Source organism: Amantichitinum ursilacus (assembly GCF_001294205.1).
Taxonomy (GTDB): Bacteria; Pseudomonadota; Gammaproteobacteria; order Burkholderiales; family Chitinibacteraceae; genus Amantichitinum; species Amantichitinum ursilacus.
In genome coordinates this window covers 347,530-371,543 of record NZ_LAQT01000001.1, presented here as the reverse complement: position 1 = coordinate 371,543, position 24,014 = coordinate 347,530, and the positions used below count along the sequence as shown (strand labels likewise).

The following is a 24,014-nucleotide window of genomic DNA, read 5'->3' as shown; positions in this document are numbered from 1 at the left end:
GGCCGCACTCTTGCGGCCCTTTTTTTATTGCTTGCGCAGCAAGCGCCGATGCCATTTTGCGCATTGCGCCGACGGCTTTACGCCCCGCGCGCGCGTACAACCGGAGCATCCATATCCGGAGCGTGGGCAATGGCCGCAACACTGGACGAATACAACCGCAAGCGTGATTTTCAGGCCACGCCCGAGCCTGCGGGCAAGGCGGTCAAACCGCGGCCCGACCACGCGTTGCAATACTGCATACAAAAGCACGACGCCACGCGCCTGCACTACGACTTTCGGCTGGAACTGGATGGCGCCATGAAAAGCTGGGCCATCCCCAAGGGTCCGTGTCTGGACCCGGCTGTACGCCGCCTGGCGGTGCAGGTGGAAGACCACCCGCTGTCGTATGCCTCGTTTGAAGGCCATATCCCGGAAGGCCACTACGGGGCGGGCGATGTGATTGTGTGGGATCGCGGCGTGTGGATTCCGCAAGGCGACCCGGAAGAAGGCTATCGCCAGGGCAAACTGAAATTTACGCTGGAAGGCGAAAAGCTGGCGGGCCTGTGGAATCTGGTGCGCACCACCATCGCGGGCCGCCAGGAACAATGGTTTCTGATCAAGCACCGCGACGAGGCCGCGCGACCGGAAAACGAGTACGACGTGGTCGCCGCCTTACCCGACAGCGTGCTCAGCGAGCGCAGCATCGTGCCGAAAAAACGCGGCGGTAAAGCGGCCACACCCAAGCCAGTGAAAGTGCCCCCGGCCCAACCCCGCAAACGCACCGCCAAAGCTGGCGCGCAACGCACACCGAAACTGGCCGCCACGCCCATCCCCGAGACCATGACCCCGCAATTGGCCACGCTGGTGGAATCGGTGCCGGATGGCGACTGGCGTTACGAAATCAAGTTTGATGGTTACCGCATCATGGCGCGCATTGAGCATGGCGAGGTCAAACTGTTGACCCGCAATGGCCACGACTGGACGCGCAAACTGCCGCGGCAAGCCGAGGCATTGGCGAGCTTGGGGCTGGAATCGGCGTGGCTGGACGGCGAGGTCATCGTGGCCAATGAAAACGGCGTGCCGGATTTCCAGTTGCTGCAAAACGCGTTTGAGAGCGGCCGCAATGGCGAGATTGTGTATTACCTGTTTGACCTGCCTTATCTGAACGGTGTGGATTTGCGCAGCGCGCCGCTGGAACAACGTCGCGCGGCACTAGCCAAGGCGCTGGAAAACGCGGAAGACGATGTACTGCGCTTCTCGGAAGACTTTGCCGAAGCGCCCGACGCCTTATTGAACAGCGCCTGCCAGATGAAACTGGAAGGCCTGATTGGCAAGCGCGCAGGCAGCCCGTATGTGTCACGCCGTAGTAGCGACTGGGTAAAGCTGAAATGCAAATTGCGGCATGAATTTGTGGTGGTGGGTTATAGCGAGCCCAAAGGCGCGCGCAGCGGTTTTGGCGCGCTGTTGCTGGGTTTGTACGATGCCGACAGCAAGGAATTGCGCTACGCCGGCAAGGTGGGCACCGGCTTTAACGAAACCACACTACGCACGATTTATCAGCAATTGCAGGCGCTGGAAACGCGCAAAACCGTCGTGGTCAATCCACCCACCGGGGCCGACGCGCGCGGCGTGCACTGGATCAAGCCCGAGCTGCTGGCCGAAGTGGCCTACGCCGAAATGACGCGCGAGGGCTCGGTGCGACATGCGGTGTTCCATGGTTTACGCAATGACAAGCCCGCGGCAGGCGTCACGGCAGAAAAGCCGGTGAAGGCGAAGGACATTGCCGCAGCCGCCCCGCCTGCCCCTGCGGCGGCCAAGCCCGGCAAGCGCAGCGCCAAAACCACCGCCAAAGCCGCATCGAGCGCGGCGCGCAGCGCGCTGCGCATCACTCACCCCGAACGCGTGATCGACGCCAGCAGCGGCACCACCAAGCTGCAACTGGCCGAGTACTACGCCAATGTCGCCCCCTACATCCTGCCGCACCTGCAAGACCGGCCGGTGGCGCTGGTACGCGCGCCGGAAGGCATCGCGGGCGAATTGTTTTTTCAGAAAAACGCCAGCACCTTGCGCATCCCCGCCATCCAGTCGCTGGATCAGGCCTATTCGGGTCAGCCGGTGATGATCATCAACAACGCCGACGCCTTGCTGGGCGCGGTGCAGATGAGCACCATCGAATTCCATACCTGGAATGCCACCAGCGATGAACTGGCCAAACCCAACCGCTTTATCCTCGATCTGGATCCGGACCCGGCCTTGCCCTGGAAAACGATGGTGGAAGCCGCACAGTTAACGCTGGCGGTGCTGGATGAATTGGGCCTGGTGTCGTTTATCAAAACCAGTGGCGGCAAAGGCTTGCACATTGTGGTGCCGCTGACGCCGCGTGATGGCTGGGCCGACATCAAGGCGTTCAGCGAGGCCATCGTCAAGCATATGGCGCGGCAGATTCCGTCGCGCTTTTCGGCGGTGTCCGGCCCCAAAAATCGCGTGGGCAAAATCTTTATCGACTATCTGCGCAACAGCCAGGGCGCGACCACCATCTGCGCCTACGCTGCGCGCACGCGCGAAAATCTGCCGGTGTCGGTGCCAATCTGGCGTGAGGAAATCCATGACCTGAAAAGCGCCAACCAGTGGAACATCCACAATCTGCACGAACGGCTGGCGGAACTGGATGGCGTCGATCCGTGGGCCGAGTACGCCAATACTCAGCAATTGATTACGCCCGATATGCGCGCACGCTTGGGCATGAAACCGGGCCCGACCAAGGAGTAAACAATGGAAGAACAAGTCAGCGTGGTGAAGGAAAACGGCGAGTACGTGTTCCACAAAAGTGGCACCAGCCTGCTGCGCATCGGCGAGGAACATTGCAAAACCCACGAGCAATTGCTGGCGCGTGCCAACGAGCTGCGTTCGCAAGCCTGGGCGACGGCGGCCGTGCTGGACGAGTTTGCTAGTCTGGCGGCGGATTACGATTCCGAGCTGTGATCGCGCGGGGCGTGGTGCAGACCGAGGCGATACACGGTGGCCAGATTGCGCGCTGTGGTTTCCAGGCGCGCACTGGCATCGGCCAGCGCGTCTTGCAGCGAACCCGGCCCGGGCTGGATGCTGAATAGCGCAGTGATGCCGTGCTGTTGCAATGCCGCGGCATCCGCCGCAACGCTGCCAGCCAAGGCCAGCACGGGCACGCCGTGATGCCGCGCCAGTGCCGCCACGCCCAACGGCGCTTTGCCGCGAAGGGTCTGGCCATCCAGCTTGCCTTCACCGGTGATGACCAAGTCAGCATCAGCCAGGTGAGCGGCCAAGCCCACCGTGTCCAGCACCAGCGCGATGCCGGGGCGCAAAGTCGCCTGCAAAAACGCCAGCGCCGCCGCGCCCATGCCACCAGCTGCGCCCGCGCCCGGCGTATGGGCAATGGAGCGGCCCAGATGTTGTTCGATGACGCGAGCGTATTGCGTGAGTGCCGCATCCAGTTGCGCCACCTGCGCGGGTGTCGCACCTTTTTGCGGGCCGAAAATCACGCTCGCGCCTTGCGCGCCGATCAATGGATTGTCCACATCGCAAGCGACTTCAAAGCGGCACTGCGCCAGGCGTGCGTCTAATCCGGACACATCGATCGACGCCAGCCGCGCCAGAGCGAGTCCCCCAAATGGCAGCGATTTGCCCGCCGCATCCAGCCAGCGCAAGCCCAGCGCCTGCAACATGCCGGCGCCGCCGTCGTTGGTGGCACTGCCGCCCAGGCCCAGCACGATATGGCGCGCGCCGTGGTCGAGCGCGGCGCGAATCAGTTCGCCCACGCCGTAGGTGGTGGTGATGCCAGGGTCACGTAATGACGGCGGCACCAACATCAGCCCTGCGGCGCTGGCCATTTCGATAAACGCAGTCTGGCCATCGCCGCTGAGACCCCAACTGGCCTTGACGCACTCGCCCAGCGGGCCGGTGACGCTTTGGCTTATCAGTTGGCCTTGGGTGGCGGCGACCAGCGCATCCACCGTGCCTTCGCCACCATCGGCCACCGGCAGCAAGATGCATTCGGTCTCGGGCCACGCCTGTTGCCAGCCGCGCGCAATGGCGCGCGCTACTTCGGCAGCGCCAAGACTTTCTTTAAATGAATCGGGGGCGATGACGAGTTTCATCAGGGCGGCGGCAGCGCGATCAATAACGGCGGCGTTGCGTGGATTCGCGCACCACCACCGTCAGCGGCAAGGCAATCGGGTCGCATTTTTCGCCGCGCAACAAACGCATCAGCGCGCTGGCGCTTTGAAAGCCGATTTCGTACACCGGTTGGCGCACGGTGGTCAGCGGCGGCGTGCAGAACGAGGCCGCGGGCAGATCGTCAAAGCCAATCAACGACACGTCTTCCGGAATGCGGATGCCGCGCCGATAAAAGCCCAGTCGCGCGCCGATCGCCATCTGGTCATTGGCGGCAAACAGCGCGGTAAAGTGCTGGCGGCTTTCCAGCAACTGCGCCACGGCCACCACGCCGGAGTCATCTCTGAAATCGCCTTGCACAACCAACGCTGGATTGAATTCGATATTGCGTTCAGCCAGAGCGCGTTGATAGCCGGCCAGGCGCGCAGTCGAATCACCCATGTGCGGCGGCCCGGCGATATGCGCGATGGCCACGTGGCCCAGATCAAGCAAATGGCAGGTGGCCTGATACGCCGCGTGTTCGTTATCAAGCTGCAGATATACCGCGTTATCGCGCACCACGCGGTGGCCCATGGTCACCATCGGCACGCGCTCGGCGAAACCGGTTAATACATCGTCGGGAATCGCGCCAGTCAACACGATCAAACCATCAACCGGACGGCGCGCCAGCATGGTCAGGCGCTGGATTTCTTCATCGGCATTCCAGTGGCCGCTGGCAAAGATGGGGGCAAAGCCGGTGCCGACCAGGCCGTCCTCCACGCCTTGCAGAATCTCGTTGTAAAACGGGCTGGAGATATCTTGCGTCAACACGCCGATGGTCATGGTGCGGCCGCGCGCCAGCCCTTGCGCCATGGCGTTGGGCTGATAGTCGAGCTGCGCGATGGCGGTTTCGACGGCCTGGCGCTTGGCGTCGTCAACGCGTGCGCTGCCGTTAAGGATGCGCGACACCGTGCTGGGCGAGACACCGGCGGCGGCAGCCACCTGCGCCAGAGTGACAGGAGATGTATTCATGGCGGCGATTCTTGGCGCAGTGCAGCAGCGCGTCAAGCGCGCGCCACTGGCGTCGACCCTCCTTGCGGGTGGTTGATTCTTTTACGAGACATGCGAGCTTTATAGCTCAGCTTGACGCTGCGCCAGCTGCAATGCCACCGCGGTAAGCGCCGCATACACCGCACCGACTTCGGGCGACAGTTGCTCGGTCAGCGTTTGCTCGGCCTGCAGGATGGCCAGGTCCCCACGTGCGGCGGGGCCAGTCAACGCTTCGACCGTGCCTTTTGCTGCGATATTGGCTAGCGTGCCCTGCACCAGCGGCTGCAACGCCGACCACGCGGCGGCGCGCGGCAAACCGGCGACCGCCATGCATTGCAGCGCCGTATCCATAAGCGCCACCAGATGATTACAGGCCAACACCGCACCGGCGTGATACAGCAATTTGTGTTCGGCCTGCAGCGCAAACCACTGGCCACCCGCCGCTTCAAACAGCGGTTGCAGCACGGCCAGCGCGGCGCGGTCGCCCTCGCCACCGCACCACGTGCCCGCGAAACTGGCGGCGGCGCTGAGCGGGTCGGCAAACGATTTCAGCGGATGCACGCTAGCGATGACCGCACCCGCGGCTGTCACTGGCGCAAGCACACTGCTGGCGGTAGCGCCACTGCAATGAAGCACAATGTCGCCGCGCCGCAGCGTGCCAGCGGCGGTCAGCTGCTGCGCCACTTCGGCAATCGCGGCATCGGGCGTAGCAATCAGCGTTAATTCGGCGGGCGGCAGCAAGTCGATGCGGGCGGGCTGCCCAGCACCGATCCGCTGGCAGGCAGCAGCCACGCGTTGCGCATCGCGTCCGCACACCGCCTGCAGCTGCACCAGGCCTGCGCGCTGCCACAACAAGGCCAGCGTTTGCCCCAATCGGCCCGGACCAATCAGATTAAGACGCGCTATGCCGTTGTCCTGCCTTGATTTGTCCATCACAACCACCCATGTAAGGCAAAGGCCTGCATTATGCCGCTCCCCGATCATCACCATGAAGCCCGCCATGTCCGCACGCCGTCGTCCGTTTGGTTTTGTCATCATCATGCTGTTGGCGCTCCACGCTTATATCGGCGTGCGCTTGTTGCCCTATCTGGACGGGGGCGTCGCCACCTGGATTCTGGGTGGGGCGGTGTTGCTGCTCTCATTAATCCTGATGCCGCTGGGCATGATGTCGCGTAATTTTGAAGACCATGCCTTGGCGGATCGAGTCAGTTGGGCGGGCATGCTGGCGATGGGCTGGTTCTCGTCGCTACTGGTGTTTACTTTTGTGCGTGACGTGGTGCTGCTGGTGCTGGCCTTGTTACCCGGCCCGATCACCCCGGCCGTCTTGCATGACAGCGCGGTGTTTGTACCCGCACTCGCCTTGTTGATTAGCGTGATTGGCTTCTTCAACGCGCGCCGCACCGCCAGCGTGGTGAGCGTGGATATCCCCGTGGCCAATCTGCCCGCTGAATTGCAGGGCTTTACCATCGCGCAGATCAGCGATATCCACGTCGGCCCTACCATCAAGAACAACTATCTAAGCGCGATTGTGGCGGCAGTGAATGCACTGGACGCCGACGTGGTGGCGATTACGGGCGACCTGGTCGATGGCAGCGTGGCGCAATTATCGCCGCACACCGCGCCACTGGCCGATCTGAAGGCGCGCTACGGCAGCTATTTTGTGACCGGTAATCACGAATATTATTCGGGCGCAGCGGCGTGGGTGGCCGAGCTGCGCCGTCTGGGCGTGCGTGTTTTGATGAATGAGCACGTGGTATTGAATGGCGGCGCCGCGCCTTTGGTGCTGGCCGGCGTAACCGACTTTGGCGCGGGGCATTTTGACCCGGCCAACGCCAGTGATCCGGTGCGCGCTTTATTGAATGCACCTGCCGATGCGGCGGTGCGCATCTTGTTGGCGCATCAACCTCGCAGCGCGCCGGCGGCAGAACAGGCGGGTTTTGATGTGCAGCTGTCGGGCCATACCCACGGTGGCCAGTTCTGGCCGTGGGGGCATTTTGTGCGATTCCAGCAGCCGTTTACCGCCGGGCTGCACCGCCTGGGCAAGCTGTGGGTCTACACCAGCCGCGGCACTGGCTACTGGGGCCCGCCCAAACGCTTTGGGGCGCCTTCGGAAATCACCCGGCTGCGCTTAGTGCGCGCGTGACATACGGTGGGTCAAGACCCACCTTTCAAAGCCGCCAATCGATACGCCCGCAGATCGCAATGCCACCGTGACTGGCAGTCTTCACCACGGCCCCAGCACAGCCGCAAACTCGACAGAACCTCAAAGTGAGCATGCGACCAGGCAATGCCACTTTGATGGGCGGACCCTACCGCGAACGCCGCGCCCACCTCACAACCGTCTTAGCTAATGCGCGCAGGCGCAAACCTGGATAGAATCCGCCCCCCGTTCAGAGGGTGGCAACCCATTCGTCGAGCAGCGCGCCAATGGTAACGCCGCGCGCTTCGGCCTTCTCTTTCAGCAAACGGCGCGTGCGCTCATCCACCACCGCATTCAGCTGTACCGGAATTTGCACGTTCGCCACATCCCCTGACTTTAACGCCAGCTGCAGCCGGTTTTGCCGACTACGCCGCTTGCGCTCTGCACTGGTCATCGGGCGCAAACCCACACAGGGCCGACCACGGCGCGTGGCTTTGGGCATACCTGGCAATTCTGCGGTCACGAAATCGGCGGTGTGCTTCATGGCTGGATTATCCGGCGGTCGATTGAGGGATGCCTCTATTATGTGCCAAGTCACGAAATTAAGCAAGCCATATGTGTGACTTTATTGAGGCGGAATGCGGGCTGCAGCGGCACATTCCAACCTGCACCAAACCCCTCTTCAATCTAAAGACAAACATTCAAAAACAATTTCAATGCATTGATTAATAAACGAATTGGTAAAATATGTGACCTGGTCACGATATTCCGTGACGTTGGCATGCTGGCGGCCAGCCAGATCGCACCGGATAATCGCGCCACGCCATCACCGTTGCCTGATCTTGCCCAAACCGCGCCGTACCTTCCTTCTGCTACCCGCCCTGACCACCTTGTTGCTGGTCTTGCTGCTGCTTTCGTTGGGTAGTGGCGCACTGCCGATCCCGCTTAAACAATGGCCATACCTGCTGCACCCGCAAAACGCGGATCAGGCGCTTTGGCAAAGCATCGTGCTGGACGTGCGCCTGCCGCGCGCGCTGTTGGCGATACTGGCCGGTGGCGCACTGGCTTTGTGTGGTGCGGTGATGCAAGCGCTGTTTCGCAACCCATTGGCCGAACCTGGACTGGTCGGTATTTCGGCGGGCGGTGCATTGGGTGCAGTTTTGGCGATCGTACTGGGGGCAAGCAGCGCATGGGCCATCGCGCCGGCCGCCTTTGTTGGCAGCCTGGTCGCAACCGCGGCGTGCTACGTTCTGGGCCGCCGTCAGCAAGGCATGGCCAGCCTGCTCTTGGCAGGTATCGCCATCAATGCCTTGTGCGGCAGTCTGATCAATCTGCTGACCTATTTCGCCGATCCCAGTCAGTTGCGCGGCTTGACCTTCTGGACCATGGGCAGCCTGGGCGGTGCGGGGTGGCCCAGCGTGGCGGCGCTCGCGCCTTGGGTGATCGGGCTCAGTGCATTGCTGTGGCGCGAATGGCGCGCGCTGAACGCCTTGTTGTTAGGCGAGCGCGAGGCCGCGCATTTAGGCTTTGCGCTCAAGCCTTTACGCCGACGTCTTATTGTATTGGTTGCACTATTAGTGGGCCCATTGGTGGCGGTAACCGGCACGATCGGCTTTGTCGGATTGGTGGTGCCGCACCTGGTGCGCCTGGCAAGCGGCGCCCAGCATCGCCAGTTGTTACCCAACGCATGGGTCGGTGGCGCGATCGCATTAACGCTGGCGGACTGGCTGGCGCGCGTGGCGCTGCCCCCGGCCGAATTACCGATCGGCGTTATCACCAGCCTGGTTGGCGCGCCGTTCTTTTTGTGGCTTTTGGCTAGAAAGGCGCGTTGATGCTGCAAGTCGATCAAATCGCAGTGGCGCGCGACGGGCGCACTTTGTTGCGCAACGTCAGCGTGGATGTTGCACCGGGCCAGATTCTGGGCATCCTCGGCGCAAATGGCGCAGGCAAATCCACTTTGCTGGCCACATTGGCGGGCGAATTCCCCGCCGCGAGCGGCCGCATCCTCTGGCAAAGCAAAGACGTGCAGCAGATGAGTACGGCGGCCCTCGCCCGTTGCCGCGCCGTATTACCGCAAGCGGCAACGCTGGCGTTTGATCTGGACGTGCGCGAAGTGGTGGCTGCAGGCGCCTATCCGTTTGCCGAACTCACCCCTGCCGCCGTGGCCGACCTGGTCGAGCAAGCCCTGAAACTGGCCGATGCCAGCGATTACGCCGAGCGCAGCTATCTGCACCTTTCGGGCGGCGAACAGCAACGCGTGCATCTGGCGCGCGTCCTGGTACAGGTACTGGCTGCGCGCCAAGCCGATGAACCTCGTTTGTTATTGCTGGACGAGCCCACGGCCAATCTCGACCCGCGCCATCAGTTGCTGTTGTTGCGCACCCTGCGCCTACTGGCCGATACCCGCGCGCTGGCCATCGTTGTGATCCTGCATGACGTCAACCTGGCCGCCAGCGCCTGCGATCAGTTGCTGTTGCTGGCGCAAGGTCGCGTCGTGGCTTATGGCGCGCCGCGCGCCGCACTCACGCCCGAGCATCTGCAAGCGGCGTACGACACGTCCGCCCGCGTCATCGAACATCCCGACACGGACGGTCGCGTGCTGGTGCTGTTTGATCTCTAGCACCGCTCGGCGTCGCACCGTTTAACGCGGCTGAAACCCGGCCTTGCCGGTGCGCCAGAACACAAAGGCGTACTGGTCGGCCAGCTCTTCATCGATTTGCGAGCGCGTGGAGCCGATGCCGTGGCCCGCATCGATATTCACCTTTAGCAGAACCGGGTTATGCGACGCCGTGGCGCGTTGCAACGCTGCGGTCATCTTGGCCACTTCCCACGGCGATACGCGCGGATCATGCAGGCCGGTGGTCAACAGCACCGACGGATACCTGGTGCCCATTTTGACGGCCTGGATCGAATCCATTTCCTTGAGCGCCAGAAATCCGTCGTGTTCTTTGATCGTGCCGAATTCCGAGATATTGGGCGGGCCGTTGGGTGAGAACTCGGCACGCAACGTGTTTGACGCGCCCACATCCGACAGCACCACCGCAAACAGATCCGGCCGCTCAGTGAGCGCACGCCCCACCGTAATCCCACCGGCCGAACCACCCTGAATCGCCAGATGCTTGTTATCGGTCCAGCCGTCCTGGATCAGCTTTTCGCAGCAATCGATCAGATCACGCCAGGTATTGTGTTTGGTCAGGCCCTTGCCCGCTTGCCACCAACGTTTGCCATATTCGCCACCGCCGCGCACGCCCGCAGTCGCCATCACGCCGCCTTGCTCCAGAAATGCAATAAAGCGCGTGGAGAAATACGGCTGGCTCACCACCTGATACGAGCCATAAGCGTCGACCAGCGTCGGATTCTTGCCGTCTTTTTTCAGACCCTTGCGCGCCACAATCGACAGCGGCACTTTGGTGCCGTCACGCGCGGTGGCAAAGGTGCGAATTTCTTCGTACACGCTGAGATCAATCGCCGGTCTGGCGCAAATGCCGGTGTCGCTGGCGACGTTGCCGGCCGGATCAAAATGAAACACCGCAAACGGCGTCAACCAGCCCGAGCCCAGCAGCCACACGCCATCTTCCGATGTGGCAACGCCCAGCGAGCTGATCGAACCCTCAAACGGCAGCGGCACCGCTTTGCTGACGCCTGCTTTATCAATTTTTTGCAGGCTGTTATAGCCGCCATCCATCAAGGTGACATACAAACCATCGCGCGCGGCGGCGATGCTCTGGATGATGACGTCGCTGGTCGCTTGCACCACCTGCGCCTTGGCCAGATCGGGTGCGGACGCCGACACTTTCAGGATCTGCCCGTTGTCCGCGCCGTGCGTACTGAGCAAATACAGGTCGTCACCCGCTTGCGCGATATTGGTGACGTCGTCCGCCACATCGCAAATCTTGCGCCATTGCGGCTTGCCAGCCAGCACATCAGCCAGCCTGGCCGAAAACCACGGGTTATTCGGCCGCACGCCACCCAGCGGGCTGGCGATCACATATTCGGAGGTTACGTCGGCCGCCACGGCGGGAAAATCGGCCGCTTCAAACTGGATTTCGGCGTACTGGCTCTGGCTGAGGATGAGCTGGTCTTTATCGGGATCGGTGCGCAGCTTGTGCAGCCACGCAGCGCTATTCAAGAAGAAATCCTGATCGCCCGGCTTGGGGCCTTTGGCCAGGCGGTTATAAAAGAAACCCGAGCTATCGGGCAGCCACGACGGGCTGGCGTATTCGGTGCGGTCGATTTTTTCGGGCAGCAGCTTGCCGGTATCGACTTCCAGAATCTGCGCCACCGAGTTCTCGGAGCCTGCGGGCGACATGCCATACACCACCAGCTTGCCGTCGGGCGAAGGCACCCACCAATCCAGCGAGACATGCGAGCCTTCCAGCTTGATGACGGTGGGGTCGAGCAGCAGTTTTTCCGGGCCGCCGGCGGCATCGCGCACGTACAGCTTGAAATTGTCGCCGTTACGCGGCCGCTTGCTATAAAACACCCGCCCGCCACTGGGATTGAGCGCGGAAATCGACTCCGCACCGGACGACAGCGCATTCAGCCGCTTGCCCAGCGCCGCGCGACCCGGAATGGCGTCGAGCACCTTGCGTGTGTAGGCACCCTGCCCGCGCATAAACGGCTCCCAGTCCGGGTCCGCCGCGTTTTCCATCCAGCGATAGTTATCCGTAATCTTTTCGCCCCACAGCGTTTCCGTTACCGGCTGCACGCGCGCCACCGGCGGGCGACGCGGACCAGTGGCCGCCTCGGCCATCCACGGATACGCCGTCATTACGGGTATTGCGCCCAGCATTTTAAGAACATCGCGCCGTTGCCAACCAGATCGGGACATGCGGTAACTCCACAGAATATGAACGGGATAATTGTCGGGATTAAACAGCGCCCTAGGGCTGTAACGTGCAACCCGTGCCGGTGATGACATCTTTGGCAATCGCCAATGGCGCCAGCAACATCAGATCGGCGTGCGCACTGCCACAGGATGGCCGTATCGCTTTGGCCATTTCGCGGGCCAGCGCAGTTTGCGGCTCTTTGCGCGGCGGGCCCAGATCGGGAATTGACGGCGCACTGGCGTCCGCGCGGCGCAGTGTTTTGCGCACGTGGTCCCGCAAGGCATCAAGATTGAGGGACGGCGCGACATCGGGCGCGGACAGCGACTGCGATATGGCGATATCGGGCGGACTGTCCGGCGTGGGCGCTGGCAGCGCACCCGGTGGCGCAACGACTGTATTCGAGCGCGGTCTGGCGTGCAGTCGTGATGGTTTTTCTACGCGGGTGGCGGGCAGCTCAGCATGGATGGCCGGTTGCGGCTTGATCTGCGCGGCGGACCGCTCCGCCGGCAACAAGCGCACCATCACGCCCTGCGCCGACTGCAGCAACGGCGCGCGCTGCCGGATCGACAACAGCAAGGCAATCACCGCCGCATTAAACACAATCGTGGCCAATGCGCCGATCCAGCGCGAACGCTGCGCCGGTTGATTCATGCCCGCCCAAGCCAACACCAAAGCCATCCGCCACCCCTGCCCGTGTAACGCACTGGCACCGGGCTGAATTTATGCTTTCAAATGGCAAAATTTGCAAGGGGCGGCATTATGATTGCGCCGCGCCTGCATGCCATGCCTGCCCGCAAGCCACGGTTGTCGCGCCGCGCGAATCCCCCTACAATGGCGCTCCTTTGCGGGTGTAGTTCAATGGTAGAACGGCAGCTTCCCAAGCTGCATACGAGGGTTCGATTCCCTTCACCCGCTCCAGTCTTCATGCAAAAGGCCGATGCGTAACCCGCATCGGCCTTTTGTTTGCCGCCCCGCCGACCGCGTGCCACGCCCACCCACTCATCCGCACGCAGACCGCCGCCAGCGCACCATTTAATCAACTGAGGATTTCCTCATAAAACTCAGTCGCTTAAGCAATTTCCGATTCAATTTGCGGTTTGCCAGCGCTCCGTCCAGGCTTAGCAGCGTGGAACGAACTTGATTGCAGGTGTAAGATGCCAAGGTTTTACATCGCCAGCGGTTCGTCCGCGCGCATGTATCGTATGTCGGCGCTACGCCGTGCAGGATCGCCGCCTTGGCCGCGCTCATCTGCGGCATACGTGCAAAACATCCCGGAAAAGATGAAAAAGTGGCCACCGCGTGCTTGTACTGACGCGGTCAGACCCTCATATCCGGTGCAACTGGACTCCAGTTGCGCATAGCAAGTTCAGCCCCAGAGGCTGGTTCCATAGTGAGTACAAGGCGCGTCGCAACGACTTCGCGCATCCGACAGGAGCAGAAGAAATGTCCAAGCAACAGATCGGTGTAATTGGTATGGCGGTAATGGGCCGCAACCTGGCACTGAACATCGAAAGCCGTGGCCATACGGTTTCCATCTTCAACCGCTCGCCAGACAAGACTGACGAAGTGATTGCAGAAAACCCGGGCAAGAAGCTGGTGCCGTACCACACACTGGAAGAGTTCGTTGCTTCGCTCGAAACCCCGCGTCGTATTCTGCTGATGGTGAAGGCCGGTACCGCAACCGACGCCACCATCGACCAACTGAAGCCCCTGCTGGACAAGGGCGACATCATTATCGACGGCGGCAACACGCTGTACACCGACACCATCCGTCGTAACAAAGAGCTGTCGGACCTCGGCTTCAACTTCATCGGCACCGGTGTATCCGGCGGTGAGGAAGGCGCGCTGAAAGGCCCGTCGATCATGCCGGGCGGCCAGAAAGAAGCTTATGCCCTGGTTGCTCCGATCCTGACCCAGATCGCCGCCAAAGCCCCGGCGGATGGCGAACCGTGCGTGGCCTACATCGGCCCGGATGGTGCAGGTCACTACGTCAAGATGGTGCACAACGGTATTGAATACGGCGACATGCAACTGATCGCCGAAGCCTACGCCATCCTGAAAGATGTGGTTGGCCTCAGCAACGCCGAACTGGCTGACGTGTTTGCCGACTGGAACAAGGGCGAACTGGACAGCTTCCTGATCGAGATCACTGCCAACATCTTCAAGAAGAAAGACGAAGAAACCGGCAAGGAACTGGTCGACGTGATTCTGGACAAGGCCGGCCAGAAAGGCACCGGCAAGTGGACTTCCAAGTCCGCGCTGGACCTGGGCGTGCCGCTGCCCCTGATCACCGAATCGGTGTTTGCACGTTTCATCTCCGCACTGAAGACCGAACGCGAAGAAGCTGCCAAGGTGCTGAATGGCCCGGCCAACAAGCCTGCCATCGCTGACAAGGCTGCCTTTGTTGAATCGGTACGTCGCGCACTTTACCTGTCGAAGATTGCTTCGTACGCTCAGGGCTTTGCCCAGATGCGCGCGCAATCCGAAGAAAGCAAATGGGATCTGCAATACGGCGAAATCGCCAAGATCTTCCGCGCCGGTTGCATCATCCGCTCGGGCTTCCTGCAGAACATCACCGACGCGTACACCAAGAACCCGCAGCTGAGCAACCTGCTGCTGGATCCGTACTTCGCCAAGATCGCCAACGAATACCAGGCGGCTCTGCGTGATGTGGTGGCTGCGGCTGTACAAGCTGGCGTTGCTGTTCCGACCTTCGGTTCGGCCATCAGCTACTTCGACAGCTACCGCTCGGCTCGCCTGCCCGCTAACCTGATCCAGGCTCAGCGCGACTACTTCGGTGCTCACACGTTTGAGCGCACCGACAAGCCAGGCATCTTCCACGCCGAATGGTTCTAATTGTGGCGTGGGGCGCACGCTAGCGTGTGCCCGATGCGGCGTTAAAACCCCAAAGCCGACCCGCAAGGTCGGCTTTTTTACGCCCATAGGGTGGGTCGAGACCCACCAGCCAAAGGCACGAAGAGATTCAGCGGTGCATGCTTCTCGATGGCTTTGAATGGTGGGTCTCGACCCACCCTATGCACCAGAACGCCCCACAAGCCGGATCATTCCGGACACAACGACCCAAAATTGTGCGTACATGCCTATCGCGTCCGCATTCTTGTGCTATCAAACATGCAGCCGTGCTGACGCCATCGCTTACATCTGTTGGATATGCGCATCACTTTGCCGAGTATGCTTACAGTGGCATGGAAGTTGCTCTCTTGCTGCTCTTTGAAATCGGCTTCGAGCGCAATCCAGCCAAGCATTCATTGCGTTATATCAAGTTAGTCCGCGCCAACCACAGCAGCCGGGCGGCCTTGATGGACGATTCCGCCACGCGCAAACGGTATTAACGCTTGCGCGCGGCAGCAAAGTGAACTGTGTAGGATCGCCCGAATTGTTCTAAGCTATGCCCCCAGCCGATCTCAGCCCACCGCTGCGGCTGTATCCAGACCCGAAGCAGCGATAACAACCTGGTTTACCCGCATACCGGGAGTTATCGCACCAGAACGCCAACACGATTGGCAGGAGTAGCCTTAATGACATGCAAGATCATCGCCGCCGCACTGGCAGCATCATTTGGCCTGGCCGCTCTGGTAGCCAGTGCTGCCAATGTTCCCGCTGGCGTGCAACTGGCCGCCAAACAAGAGCTGGTTCGCCATAACGGCACCGAACCCGACTCGCTGGACCCCAGCCTGGCCGAAACCAAGCAATCCAACTACATCCTGTGCGACCTGTTTGAAGGTCTGACGCGCAACGGCGCCGATGGCGCGATCCTGCCGGGTGTGGCCGAAAGCTGGAAGCAGACTGACCCGCACACGTGGGTGTTCAAGCTGCGCAAAGATGCCAAGTGGTCGGATGGCTCGCCGGTAACGGCCGATGATTTTGTGTATTCGTGGCAACGTACGGTCGACCCGAAAACCGGTTCCAAGTACACCATCCTGCTGGAATTCATCACCAACGCCAAAGACATCGTTGACGGCAAAAAAGCGCCGAAAGAACTGGGCGTAAAAGCCACTGACAAGTACACGCTCGAAGTCAAAACCAACGACGTAGTGCCGTTCTTCCCGGGTCTGGCTGCAATGAGCACGATGGCCCCGCTGAACAAAGCCAACGTGGAAAAAGGCGGCAAGGACTGGAACAAGCCGGGCAAGATGGTTTCCAACGGCGCGTACACGATGGCCGAATGGGTGCCCAACAACCGCGTGGTACTGGCCAAGAACCCGCAATACTGGAATGCCAAAACCGTCCAGATCACCAAAGTGACCTACAACCCGACCGAGAGCGACGATACCGCGCTCAAAATGTACAAATCGGGCGAGATCGACTGGACCGACCAACTGCCGACCGGCATCTACGCCTCGCTGCAAAAAGACTTTGGCAAAGAGCTGCGTAACACCCCATGGCTGGGCGTGTACTACCTCAACATGAACAACAAGTTGCCTGAGTTCAAAGACAAACGCGTGCGCCAGGCGCTGACGATGGTGATCGACCGCGACATCCTCACGCAAAAAGTCACCGGCAACGGCGAAACCCCGGCATACAGCCTGTTTGTAAAGGGCACTGACGGCGGCACCCCCAGCGTTTACGCATGGCAAAAAGAGCCGATGGCGCAGCGCGTGGCTGAGGCCAAAAAGCTGCTGTCGGATGCCGGTTATGGCCCGGGCAAAAAGCCGCTGAGCCTGAAGCTGAGCTACAACACCAACGAAATGCACAAAAAAGTGATGTTGTTTGTGGGTTCGGAATGGAAGAACAAACTGGGCATCCAGACCACCATGGAAAACCAGGAGTTCAAGGTTTTTGTGAAGACGCGTCACGACGGCAATTATCAGATTGCGCGTAACGCCTGGATCGCCGATTACAACGACGCCACCACCTTCCTCGACCTGGTGCGTTGCGGCAGCGCGCAAAACGACACGTTCTATTGCAACCCCGCCGTCGATAACCTGATCAAGGAAGGCGGCCAGCAAACCGACGCCGGCAAGCGCAACGCGTCGTTCTCCAAAGCCATGGGCATTGCGATGGACGATTACGCGGTCATCCCGATGTTCCAGTACGCCAAAGCGCGCCTGGTTAAATCGTATGTTGGGGGCTACACCACCACCAACTTTCTGGATGATTACCTGAGCCAGGATTTCTACATCATCAAACATTAAGCGTTTGAAATTCGGGGCTTTTTATAAGCGGAACACCGTACTCGCTCTGTCAGTAGAAGCCCCCAATTGCGCTTTATTTCTGGAATAATGGCGCGTCCCGAGAGGGCGCGCCTTTCTTCGTTCCGTCCAGGAAGATAAATACACATGTGGTCTTATATTTTGCGACGGCTGCTGTGGGCGATCCCCACCGCACTGGCCGTCATTACGCTGTGCTATCTGATGTTGCACCTGACCCCGGGTGGCCCGTTTGATAGTGAACGCCAAGTCTCCGCGGCCGTACTGGCCAACCTTCAAGCCAAATACCATCTGGACCAGCCCTTGTGGCGCCAGTATTTGTATTATCTGAACGATTTGTTGCACGGCGATTTAGGCGCGTCTTTCCGCTACGCCGACTGGAGCGTCAACTCGCTGGTGGCGCAAGCGCTGCCCGTGTCGGCCACCGTGGGCGGTCTGTCGGTGATCCTGTCGCTGGTGATCGGCGTCATCCTTGGCATCGCCGCCGCGCTGCGCCAGAACAGCATCATTGATTATGTGGTGATGTTTCTGGGCAATATCGGCAACACCATTCCGTCGTTTGTGATGGGCCCGGTGCTGATCCTGATCTTTGCGATCTGGCTCAAGCATCCGGACGGTAACGGCTGGCTGCCCGCGGGCGGCTGGGACGGCCACGCCATCTATATGATCCTGCCCGTGGCGCTGTTAACGCTGATCAACGTGGCCACCATCGGCCGCATCATGCGCGCCGGCCTGATCGAAACCATGTCGAGCAACTTTATCCGCACCGCGCGCGCCAAGGGCTTGCCACTGCGCACCATCGTGTTCCGCCATGCGCTCAAGCCCGCGCTGATCCCCGTGGCGTCAGTGCTGGGCCCGGTGGCCATCAGTGCGATTACCGCGGCCGTCGTCACCGAGACCGTGTTTTCGCTGCCCGGCCTGGGCAAGCTGATCGTCAACGGCGCCTCCAACCGTGATTACACGCTGGTGCTGGGTCTGGTCGTGCTGATCACGGTGATTGCCGTGGTGTTCAACCTGCTTGTCGATCTGGCGTACGCGCTGCTCGATCCGCGCATCCGTTACTGAGGTAGCCATGTTCTCCAAACGCAAACAGCTTGCGCTGGCTGGCACCGTCGCGGACCTGCCACTCGAATCCGTAAAGGGCCGCAGCCCGTGGCGCGATGCCATGAACCGTTTTGCCCGCAACAAAGCCGCCGTGTTCAGCGTAGTGTTGCTGGTGTTGATTACCGTCGCCTGTATTGTCGGGCCGTGGCTGGTGCCGCATTCATTTGACGACACCGACTGGGGCGCCATCAGCTTGCCACCCACCTGGGCGGGCACACACTGGTTTGGCACGGATGAGCTCGGCCGTGACATCCTGGTGCGTACGCTGATTGGCGGCCGTATCTCGCTGCTGGTGGGCCTGCTGGGCACCATCGCGTCAGTCGCGCTGGGCATTGCCTGGGGCGCGGTCGCGGGTTTTCTTGGCGGCAAAACCGACTCGGTGATGATGCGTATCGTCGACATGATGTACGCGGTGCCGTATCTGCTGATCGCCATCCTGATGATGACCTTGTTCGGGCGCGAGTTTTATCTGGTAATCATTACGATTGCCGTGTTCTCGTGGCTGGATACCGCCCGCGTGGTGCGTGGCCAGACGCTGACGCTCAAGTCACGCGAATTTGTCGAAGCCGCGCACGCCATCGGTGTGCCGACGCATCGCATCATTTTCAGCCATATCGTGCCTAATCTGCTGGGCATCGTGGCCATCTACACCACCGTAACCGTACCTGGCGTCATCCTCACCGAATCGGTGCTGTCTTTCCTGGGCCTGGGCGTGCAAGAGCCGATGACCAGCTGGGGCGCGCTGATTGGTGATTCCGTGGGCAAAATGGACCAGCAACCGTGGATGCTGCTGTTCCCTTCCTTGTTCCTGTGCGCCACGCTGAGCTGTGCCAACTATATTGGCGACGGCCTGCGCGATGCATTTGACCCGAAAGACCGGTGAGGACGCCATGAGTCTGCTTGAAGTTAAAAATCTGGGCGTGAAGTTCAGTACGCCCGATGGCGTAATCAGTGCCGTCAATGGCGTCAATTTCAGCCTGGAACGCGGCCAGACCATCGGCATCGTGGGCGAATCGGGTTCGGGCAAAAGCCAGACCGTATTGGCGATGATGGGTTTGCTGGCCAAAAACGGCGTCGCCAATGGCGAAGCGCTGTTTGAAGGCAAAAACCTGCTGACCATGCCCGCCAAAGAATTGAACCGTGTGCGCGGCGACCGCATCTCGATGATCTTCCAGGATCCGATGACGTCGCTGAACCCGTATCTGACGGTAGAACGCCAGATGACCGAGGTACTGGAACTGCACAAGGGCCTCAGCCGCAAGGCCGCCCGCGTGCGTGCCATCCAGTTGCTCGACGCGGTCAAAATTCCCGAAGCCGCCCGCCGCGTGGATATGTATCCGCATGAGTTCTCCGGCGGTATGCGTCAGCGCGTGATGATCGCGATGGCCCTGTTGTGCGAACCGGAAATCCTGATCGCCGATGAGCCCACCACCGCGCTGGACGTCACCGTGCAAGCGCAGATCATCACGCTGCTGAAAGAACTGCAGCGCGACTTTGGCACCGCCATCATCATGATCACGCACGATCTGGGTGTGGTGGCCGGCATTTGCGACCAGGTCATGGTGATGTACGGCGGCCGCACCATGGAGTACGGCGGCGCGCGCGACATCTTCTACGACGCCACCCACCCGTACACCATCGGTTTGCTGAACGCCCTGCCGCGTCTGGACCACGATGGCGCTGAGCTGATTTCGATTCCGGGTAATCCACCCAATATGGCGCATATGCCAGCGGGCTGTCCGTTCTGCGAACGCTGCAGCCTGGCTGACGAACATTGCCACCAGGTGCTGCCGGCGCTGCTGCCGGCCGAGGGCAAGCCGCACGTGCTGCGCGCCTGTCACAAAACCGGTGAGCCTATCCTGCGCTTGAAAGAGGTGGCCCATGGCTGAGCAAAACAAAGAACTGATCCTGTCGGTGCGCGACGTTAAAGTGCACTTTCAGGTACGCCAGGGCAATACGTGGCCGTGGCAGCCCTCGCGCACGCTGAAGGCGGTGGACGGGGTGTCGTTTGACTTGTACGCCGGCGAAACGCTGGGCGTGGTGGGCGAATCGGGCTGCGGCAAATCCACGCTGTCGCGCGCGATGCTGAATCTGATTCCGGCCACGGCGGGCAGCATCGTCTGGCTGGGTAAGGAAATGCGTGGCGCCAGCCATGGCGACTGGCAAACCGCGCGCAAAGATATCCAGATGATCTTCCAGGATCCGCTGGCGTCGCTCAACCCGCGCATGACCGTGGCACAAATCATCGCCGAGCCACTGCGTACGCATAAGCCCGAGTTGTCCAACGACGAAGTGATGCAACGCGTGCGTGCGATCATGGTGCGCGTGGGTTTACGTGAGCAGCAGATCAATCGCTATCCGCACGAGTTTTCCGGCGGCCAGGCCCAGCGTATCGGCATCGCCCGCGCACTGATCCTGGAGCCGAAGCTGGTGATTTGCGATGAGCCGGTGTCGGCGCTGGACGTGTCGATTCAGGCGCAGATCATCAACTTGCTGAAAGAACTGCAGCGGGAGATGGGCCTGGCGCTGATCTTTATCGCGCACGATCTGGCGGTGGTGAAGCACATCAGCGATCGCGTGCTGGTGATGTATCTGGGCCATGTGATGGAACTGGCCACCAAGGAAGCGCTGTATGCGCGGCCAACGCATCCGTATACGCAAGCGCTGATGTCGGCGATTCCACTGCCGGACCCGGAACTGGAAAAGGCCAAGGTCATCCAGATTCTGCAGGGCGATCTGCCCTCGCCGATCAATCCGCCATCAGGCTGCGTGTTCCGCACGCGCTGCCCGCGCGCGATTGAAGACTGCGCCAAAACCATCCCGCCGCTGCACGAATCGCAGCCCGGCACGCTGGTCGCCTGCATCCGCGCGTAAACGCATAGGGTGGGTCTGGACCCACCACTCAAAGCCAGCGAGAGATTTGCTGTTGCATGCTTCTTTGCTACATTGGGTGGTGGGTCTAGACCCACCCTATATAAGCTCAGCCACCGGCTTGTTTAATTCCGGATCGCGCCAACCCATCTCGCCGCAGCACGAATCGCGGCCCGGCCTGCGGGGCGGGAGCATCCGCGCGTAAACGCATAGGGTGGGTCTGGACCCACCACTCAAAGCCAGCGAGAGATTTGCTGTTGCATGCTCCTCTACGGCATTGGGTGGTGGGTCTAGACCCACCCTATCAAAGCTCAGCCACCGGCTTGTTTGGTCCGGATCGCCAGAATGGCCTGGTTGCGCAGCGTCTTCAGCATATTCAGCTCATTCGGCCCAAACTTGAGCGAGCCGGCTTCCAGCTTGTCGCCATAGAAAAACCCGATCATGCGTTCGCCCACTTTCAGCGGAAAAATGATAAACGTGGCCGCCGGAATATTCTCGCGATACCAGCGCGGCACGCGTTCGGCGATGGCGGGCGCGTCAATATCGTCAATCAGAATATCCAGATTGCGTTCCAGCGCCACCTGAAACACGTCGCCGGTTTTGGTGGTATCCAGCTGAAACTGCGGAATGATCTCTGCCGTATCGCTACCAAAGCCAAAGCGTGCCAGCATCAGCGGCTTTTTGGCGTCACGCGTACAGAACAGCACGCGCTCAAAGCCCACGCCGCGATACATCGTTTCCAGAATCATGCGCAGCACGTCGTTCAGATTAAAGCTGCTGACCAGGGTATTGGTAATGTCCTGTACGCCTGCCGACAGCACGCTCGCAATATCTGCGCGTTGCTCGGTGTCGTTATGCAGCACCGATTCTTCCAGCGAGTCCCCGTGCGCGGTTTCTTTGCCATCGGGCAAATCGCGCGCGTTTTGCTTGGCCAACTGTCGCAAGAACACCGAACTGCGCGCATCCACGCCAATGGCCGACAGATGTGAGTACAGCACATCAGCCGCGCTGCGCAGCACATCTTGTAGCTCGCGTGCGCCCAGTCGGGTGGCCCCGCCGTACTGGCGCAGCAGCGTGGTCATTTCTTTTTGCTGCTCGTTCGCACCCATCCCCACCAGCGGCACCAGCCGTGCGCTGAGATTGGCAAACACCCGCAAACGCTCATTCTGATTATTTGGCTCGCGCGGCATGCCGTCCGGCAACGGCCGCATGGCATTGACGATGCGATCAGGGAACAACCAATGTTTGGCAATGCCGATACCCAACTCGTCATAAGACAAGCCCAACACCGCCACCACGGCCACATCTTCTTTCGCGCCACCTTCCACTTTGCGACTGATTTCCTGCTGCTCTTCCGGAAAGTAATAGATGGTCAGCAGCTTGCCCAGGTGATGGAACATGCCGCAAATCATCACCTCTTCCATATCGCGCGCACCGGCTTTGCGGCCGATCTCGCGCGCCAGCACGCCGCCAAAAAACGCGCGTAGCACCGACTCTTTCAGCTTGTTGGCCTGCGCTTTGTTGTGCATATGCTCAAGCAACAACAAGGTAATGGCCAGGTTGCGGATCGTGTCGAAACCCAGAATCACAATCGCGCGCGAGATCGTGCTGATGGTGCCGCCAAACTGGCCATAGCTGGCTGAATTGACGATGCGCAGCAGTTTGTTGACCAGGGAAAAATCATTCAGGATGACGCCCGACAGCACTTGCAGCCGCTCGGCATCCGATTCGTTGATCTTGTTGATCGCGCTGATGGCCTGCGACAACGCCGGAAAATCGCTGGTATGGCGCATGCGCCGCAGCAAAAAATCCAGCGTACTCTGGCGATCGTCGTGTCCTTCTTGCGCCGCATGTTCGCCGCGCCAGGTTTTAAGCGCATCGCGCATGGCAGCGGCGTCGGTAAAGCGTTCGCGCGGGTCTTTGAACAAGGCGACCATCACCAGATGATCGAGCTTTTCATCAATCGCGGATTCGATGGAGGACGGCGGTGCGATCGGCTGCGTGGCAATGCGATACATGATCGCCCACGCCGATTCGCCCGCCACCGCCTGTTGCCCGGTCAACATCTGATACAGCGTCATGCCGACCGCGAAAATATCGGCCTGCGCATCCACCGGCAGATTGTTGATCACTTCCGGCGCCATATACGCGGCCGTGCCCTGTGCACTGGCTTGCGCGCCACGCGCGGCGGCAATACCAAAATCCATAATGCGCGGACGCAGTTCGCCGTCGAGCATGATGTTCTGCGGCTTGATATCGCGATGGATAACGCCTTGAGCATGCGCCACGGCCAAGCCATCGAGCACGCCGATGGCCACGTCCACCGCTTGGGACGGCGTCATCCGGCCCGCGCTCTTCAGATACGCCGCCAGCGTCTGGCCTTGCACATATTCGAACACCAGCCAGTGTTCGCCCTCGGCATCAAACGCATCATGCAGCGCCACCACGTGCGCGTGTTGCAAGCGGCTTGCAAGCTTGGTCTGCGCGGCGTTGTAACTGCTGGCGCGCACTTGTTTGACGGCAACCTGCCGGTCCAGGCGTTGATCATGCGCCAGCCACACCTTGCCCTGAGCGCCTTCGCCCAAGAGTTTTTGCAACTGGAACCGATTTTGTAACAGCGTCGGCATAAAGCTCCCCTTATGCCGCCATCATAACGGGTTGCCCCGTTACAGCGAGTAGCGCCGATACAGTTGCAACACTTTGAAAGCAGAAAACTTACAAGCGGTGGCGCCGGCGGGGATGAGG

At 60.7% G+C, this 24,014-nt stretch carries 19 protein-coding genes and 1 tRNA gene; 13 read left to right on the top strand and 7 right to left on the bottom strand.

What is annotated here, in order from left to right; genetic code table 11:
* The first annotated feature begins 129 nt into the window (after positions 1-129).
* Entirely contained in the window at positions 130-2,748 is a 2,619-nt protein-coding gene (ligD, locus tag WG78_RS01580) for a DNA ligase D (protein ID WP_053936020.1), read from the top strand.
* 3 nt (positions 2,749-2,751) lie between these two features.
* Complete coding sequence (locus tag WG78_RS01575; protein WP_053936019.1) at positions 2,752-2,961, top strand: hypothetical protein; 210 nt, start codon at positions 2,752-2,754, stop codon at positions 2,959-2,961.
* Here the strand turns inward: WG78_RS01575 and WG78_RS01570 are convergent.
* The 3 genes from WG78_RS01570 to WG78_RS22275 all read right to left on the bottom strand — a co-directional run bounded on the left by WG78_RS01570 (position 2,943) and on the right by WG78_RS22275 (position 6,087).
* A complete protein-coding gene (locus tag WG78_RS01570; RefSeq protein ID WP_053936018.1) occupies positions 2,943-4,109 on the bottom strand; it encodes a glycerate kinase in 1,167 nt (388 codons plus the stop codon). The two genes, WG78_RS01575 and WG78_RS01570, sit on opposite strands and share 19 nt — an antisense overlap.
* 19 nt (positions 4,110-4,128) lie before the next feature.
* Entirely contained in the window at positions 4,129-5,136 is a 1,008-nt protein-coding gene (locus WG78_RS01565) for a LacI family DNA-binding transcriptional regulator (RefSeq protein WP_053936017.1), read from the bottom strand.
* 99 nt (positions 5,137-5,235) lie between these two features.
* On the bottom strand, positions 5,236-6,087 hold the full coding sequence (locus tag WG78_RS22275; protein WP_053936016.1) for a Rossmann-like and DUF2520 domain-containing protein: 852 nt from the start codon (positions 6,085-6,087) through the stop codon (positions 5,236-5,238).
* 67 nt (positions 6,088-6,154) lie between these two features.
* Here WG78_RS22275 and WG78_RS01555 point away from each other — a divergent pair, with 67 nt between their 5' ends.
* Positions 6,155-7,297, top strand: a complete 1,143-nt coding sequence (locus tag WG78_RS01555; protein ID WP_053936182.1) for a metallophosphoesterase — start codon at positions 6,155-6,157, stop codon at positions 7,295-7,297.
* 247 nt (positions 7,298-7,544) lie between these two features.
* Here the strand turns inward: WG78_RS01555 and WG78_RS01550 are convergent, their stop codons facing one another.
* The gene (locus WG78_RS01550) at positions 7,545-7,838 is read right to left on the bottom strand and encodes a hypothetical protein (protein ID WP_053936015.1); all 294 of its coding nucleotides are present in this window, start codon (positions 7,836-7,838) and stop codon (positions 7,545-7,547) included.
* A gap of 298 nt (positions 7,839-8,136) precedes the next feature.
* Between WG78_RS01550 and WG78_RS01545 the strand changes: the two genes are divergently transcribed.
* Both WG78_RS01545 and WG78_RS01540 read left to right on the top strand, forming a co-directional pair.
* Complete coding sequence (locus WG78_RS01545; protein WP_236691960.1) at positions 8,137-9,126, top strand: FecCD family ABC transporter permease; 990 nt, start codon at positions 8,137-8,139, stop codon at positions 9,124-9,126.
* The gene (locus WG78_RS01540) at positions 9,126-9,914 is read left to right on the top strand and encodes a heme ABC transporter ATP-binding protein (RefSeq protein WP_053936014.1); all 789 of its coding nucleotides are present in this window, start codon (positions 9,126-9,128) and stop codon (positions 9,912-9,914) included. The genes WG78_RS01545 and WG78_RS01540 overlap by 1 nt, the downstream gene beginning before the upstream one ends.
* 21 nt (positions 9,915-9,935) lie before the next feature.
* Here the strand turns inward: WG78_RS01540 and WG78_RS01535 are convergent, their stop codons facing one another.
* Positions 9,936-12,125, bottom strand: coding sequence for a prolyl oligopeptidase family serine peptidase (locus tag WG78_RS01535; protein WP_161805047.1), 2,190 nt, complete (start codon positions 12,123-12,125; stop codon positions 9,936-9,938).
* A gap of 52 nt (positions 12,126-12,177) precedes the next feature.
* Positions 12,178-12,801 carry a hypothetical protein gene (locus WG78_RS22800; RefSeq protein ID WP_152969013.1) on the bottom strand — a complete coding sequence of 208 codons (624 nt, stop codon included), beginning with the start codon at positions 12,799-12,801 and terminating at the stop codon, positions 12,178-12,180.
* 166 nt (positions 12,802-12,967) lie between these two features.
* On the opposite strand from WG78_RS22800, the gene WG78_RS01525 reads away from it, so the two are divergent.
* The 8 genes from WG78_RS01525 (at position 12,968) to oppF (ending at position 21,272) form a co-directional block, all read left to right on the top strand.
* Positions 12,968-13,041: transfer RNA gene (locus tag WG78_RS01525), tRNA-Gly, on the top strand.
* Between the two features lie 525 nt (positions 13,042-13,566).
* Positions 13,567-14,979 (top strand): NADP-dependent phosphogluconate dehydrogenase, encoded by a 1,413-nt coding sequence (gnd, locus tag WG78_RS01520; protein ID WP_053936011.1) that lies wholly within the window; start codon positions 13,567-13,569, stop codon positions 14,977-14,979.
* Positions 14,980-15,263: 284 nt separating this feature from the next.
* Positions 15,264-15,476: a hypothetical protein gene (locus WG78_RS22270; RefSeq protein WP_152969012.1), complete on the top strand. Its 213-nt coding sequence runs from the start codon at positions 15,264-15,266 to the stop codon at positions 15,474-15,476.
* 186 nt (positions 15,477-15,662) lie between these two features.
* Positions 15,663-17,279, top strand: coding sequence for a peptide ABC transporter substrate-binding protein (locus WG78_RS01515; protein WP_053936010.1), 1,617 nt, complete (start codon positions 15,663-15,665; stop codon positions 17,277-17,279).
* A 144-nt stretch (positions 17,280-17,423) separates the two neighbouring features.
* A complete protein-coding gene (oppB, locus tag WG78_RS01510) occupies positions 17,424-18,359 on the top strand; it encodes an oligopeptide ABC transporter permease OppB (RefSeq protein ID WP_053936009.1) in 936 nt (311 codons plus the stop codon).
* A gap of 7 nt (positions 18,360-18,366) precedes the next feature.
* Positions 18,367-19,281 carry an ABC transporter permease gene (locus WG78_RS01505; protein WP_053936008.1) on the top strand — a complete coding sequence of 305 codons (915 nt, stop codon included), beginning with the start codon at positions 18,367-18,369 and terminating at the stop codon, positions 19,279-19,281.
* A 7-nt stretch (positions 19,282-19,288) separates the two neighbouring features.
* On the top strand, positions 19,289-20,287 hold the full coding sequence (locus tag WG78_RS01500) for an oligopeptide/dipeptide ABC transporter ATP-binding protein (protein ID WP_053936007.1): 999 nt from the start codon (positions 19,289-19,291) through the stop codon (positions 20,285-20,287).
* On the top strand, positions 20,280-21,272 hold the full coding sequence (oppF, locus tag WG78_RS01495; RefSeq protein ID WP_053936006.1) for a murein tripeptide/oligopeptide ABC transporter ATP binding protein OppF: 993 nt from the start codon (positions 20,280-20,282) through the stop codon (positions 21,270-21,272). Before WG78_RS01500 ends, oppF begins: the two co-directional genes overlap by 8 nt.
* Positions 21,273-21,580: 308 nt before the next feature.
* On the opposite strand, the gene WG78_RS01490 is transcribed toward oppF, so the two are convergent.
* Positions 21,581-23,896, bottom strand: a complete 2,316-nt coding sequence (locus tag WG78_RS01490) for a serine/threonine protein kinase (RefSeq protein WP_053936005.1) — start codon at positions 23,894-23,896, stop codon at positions 21,581-21,583.
* Positions 23,897-24,014: the final 118 nt, after the last annotated feature.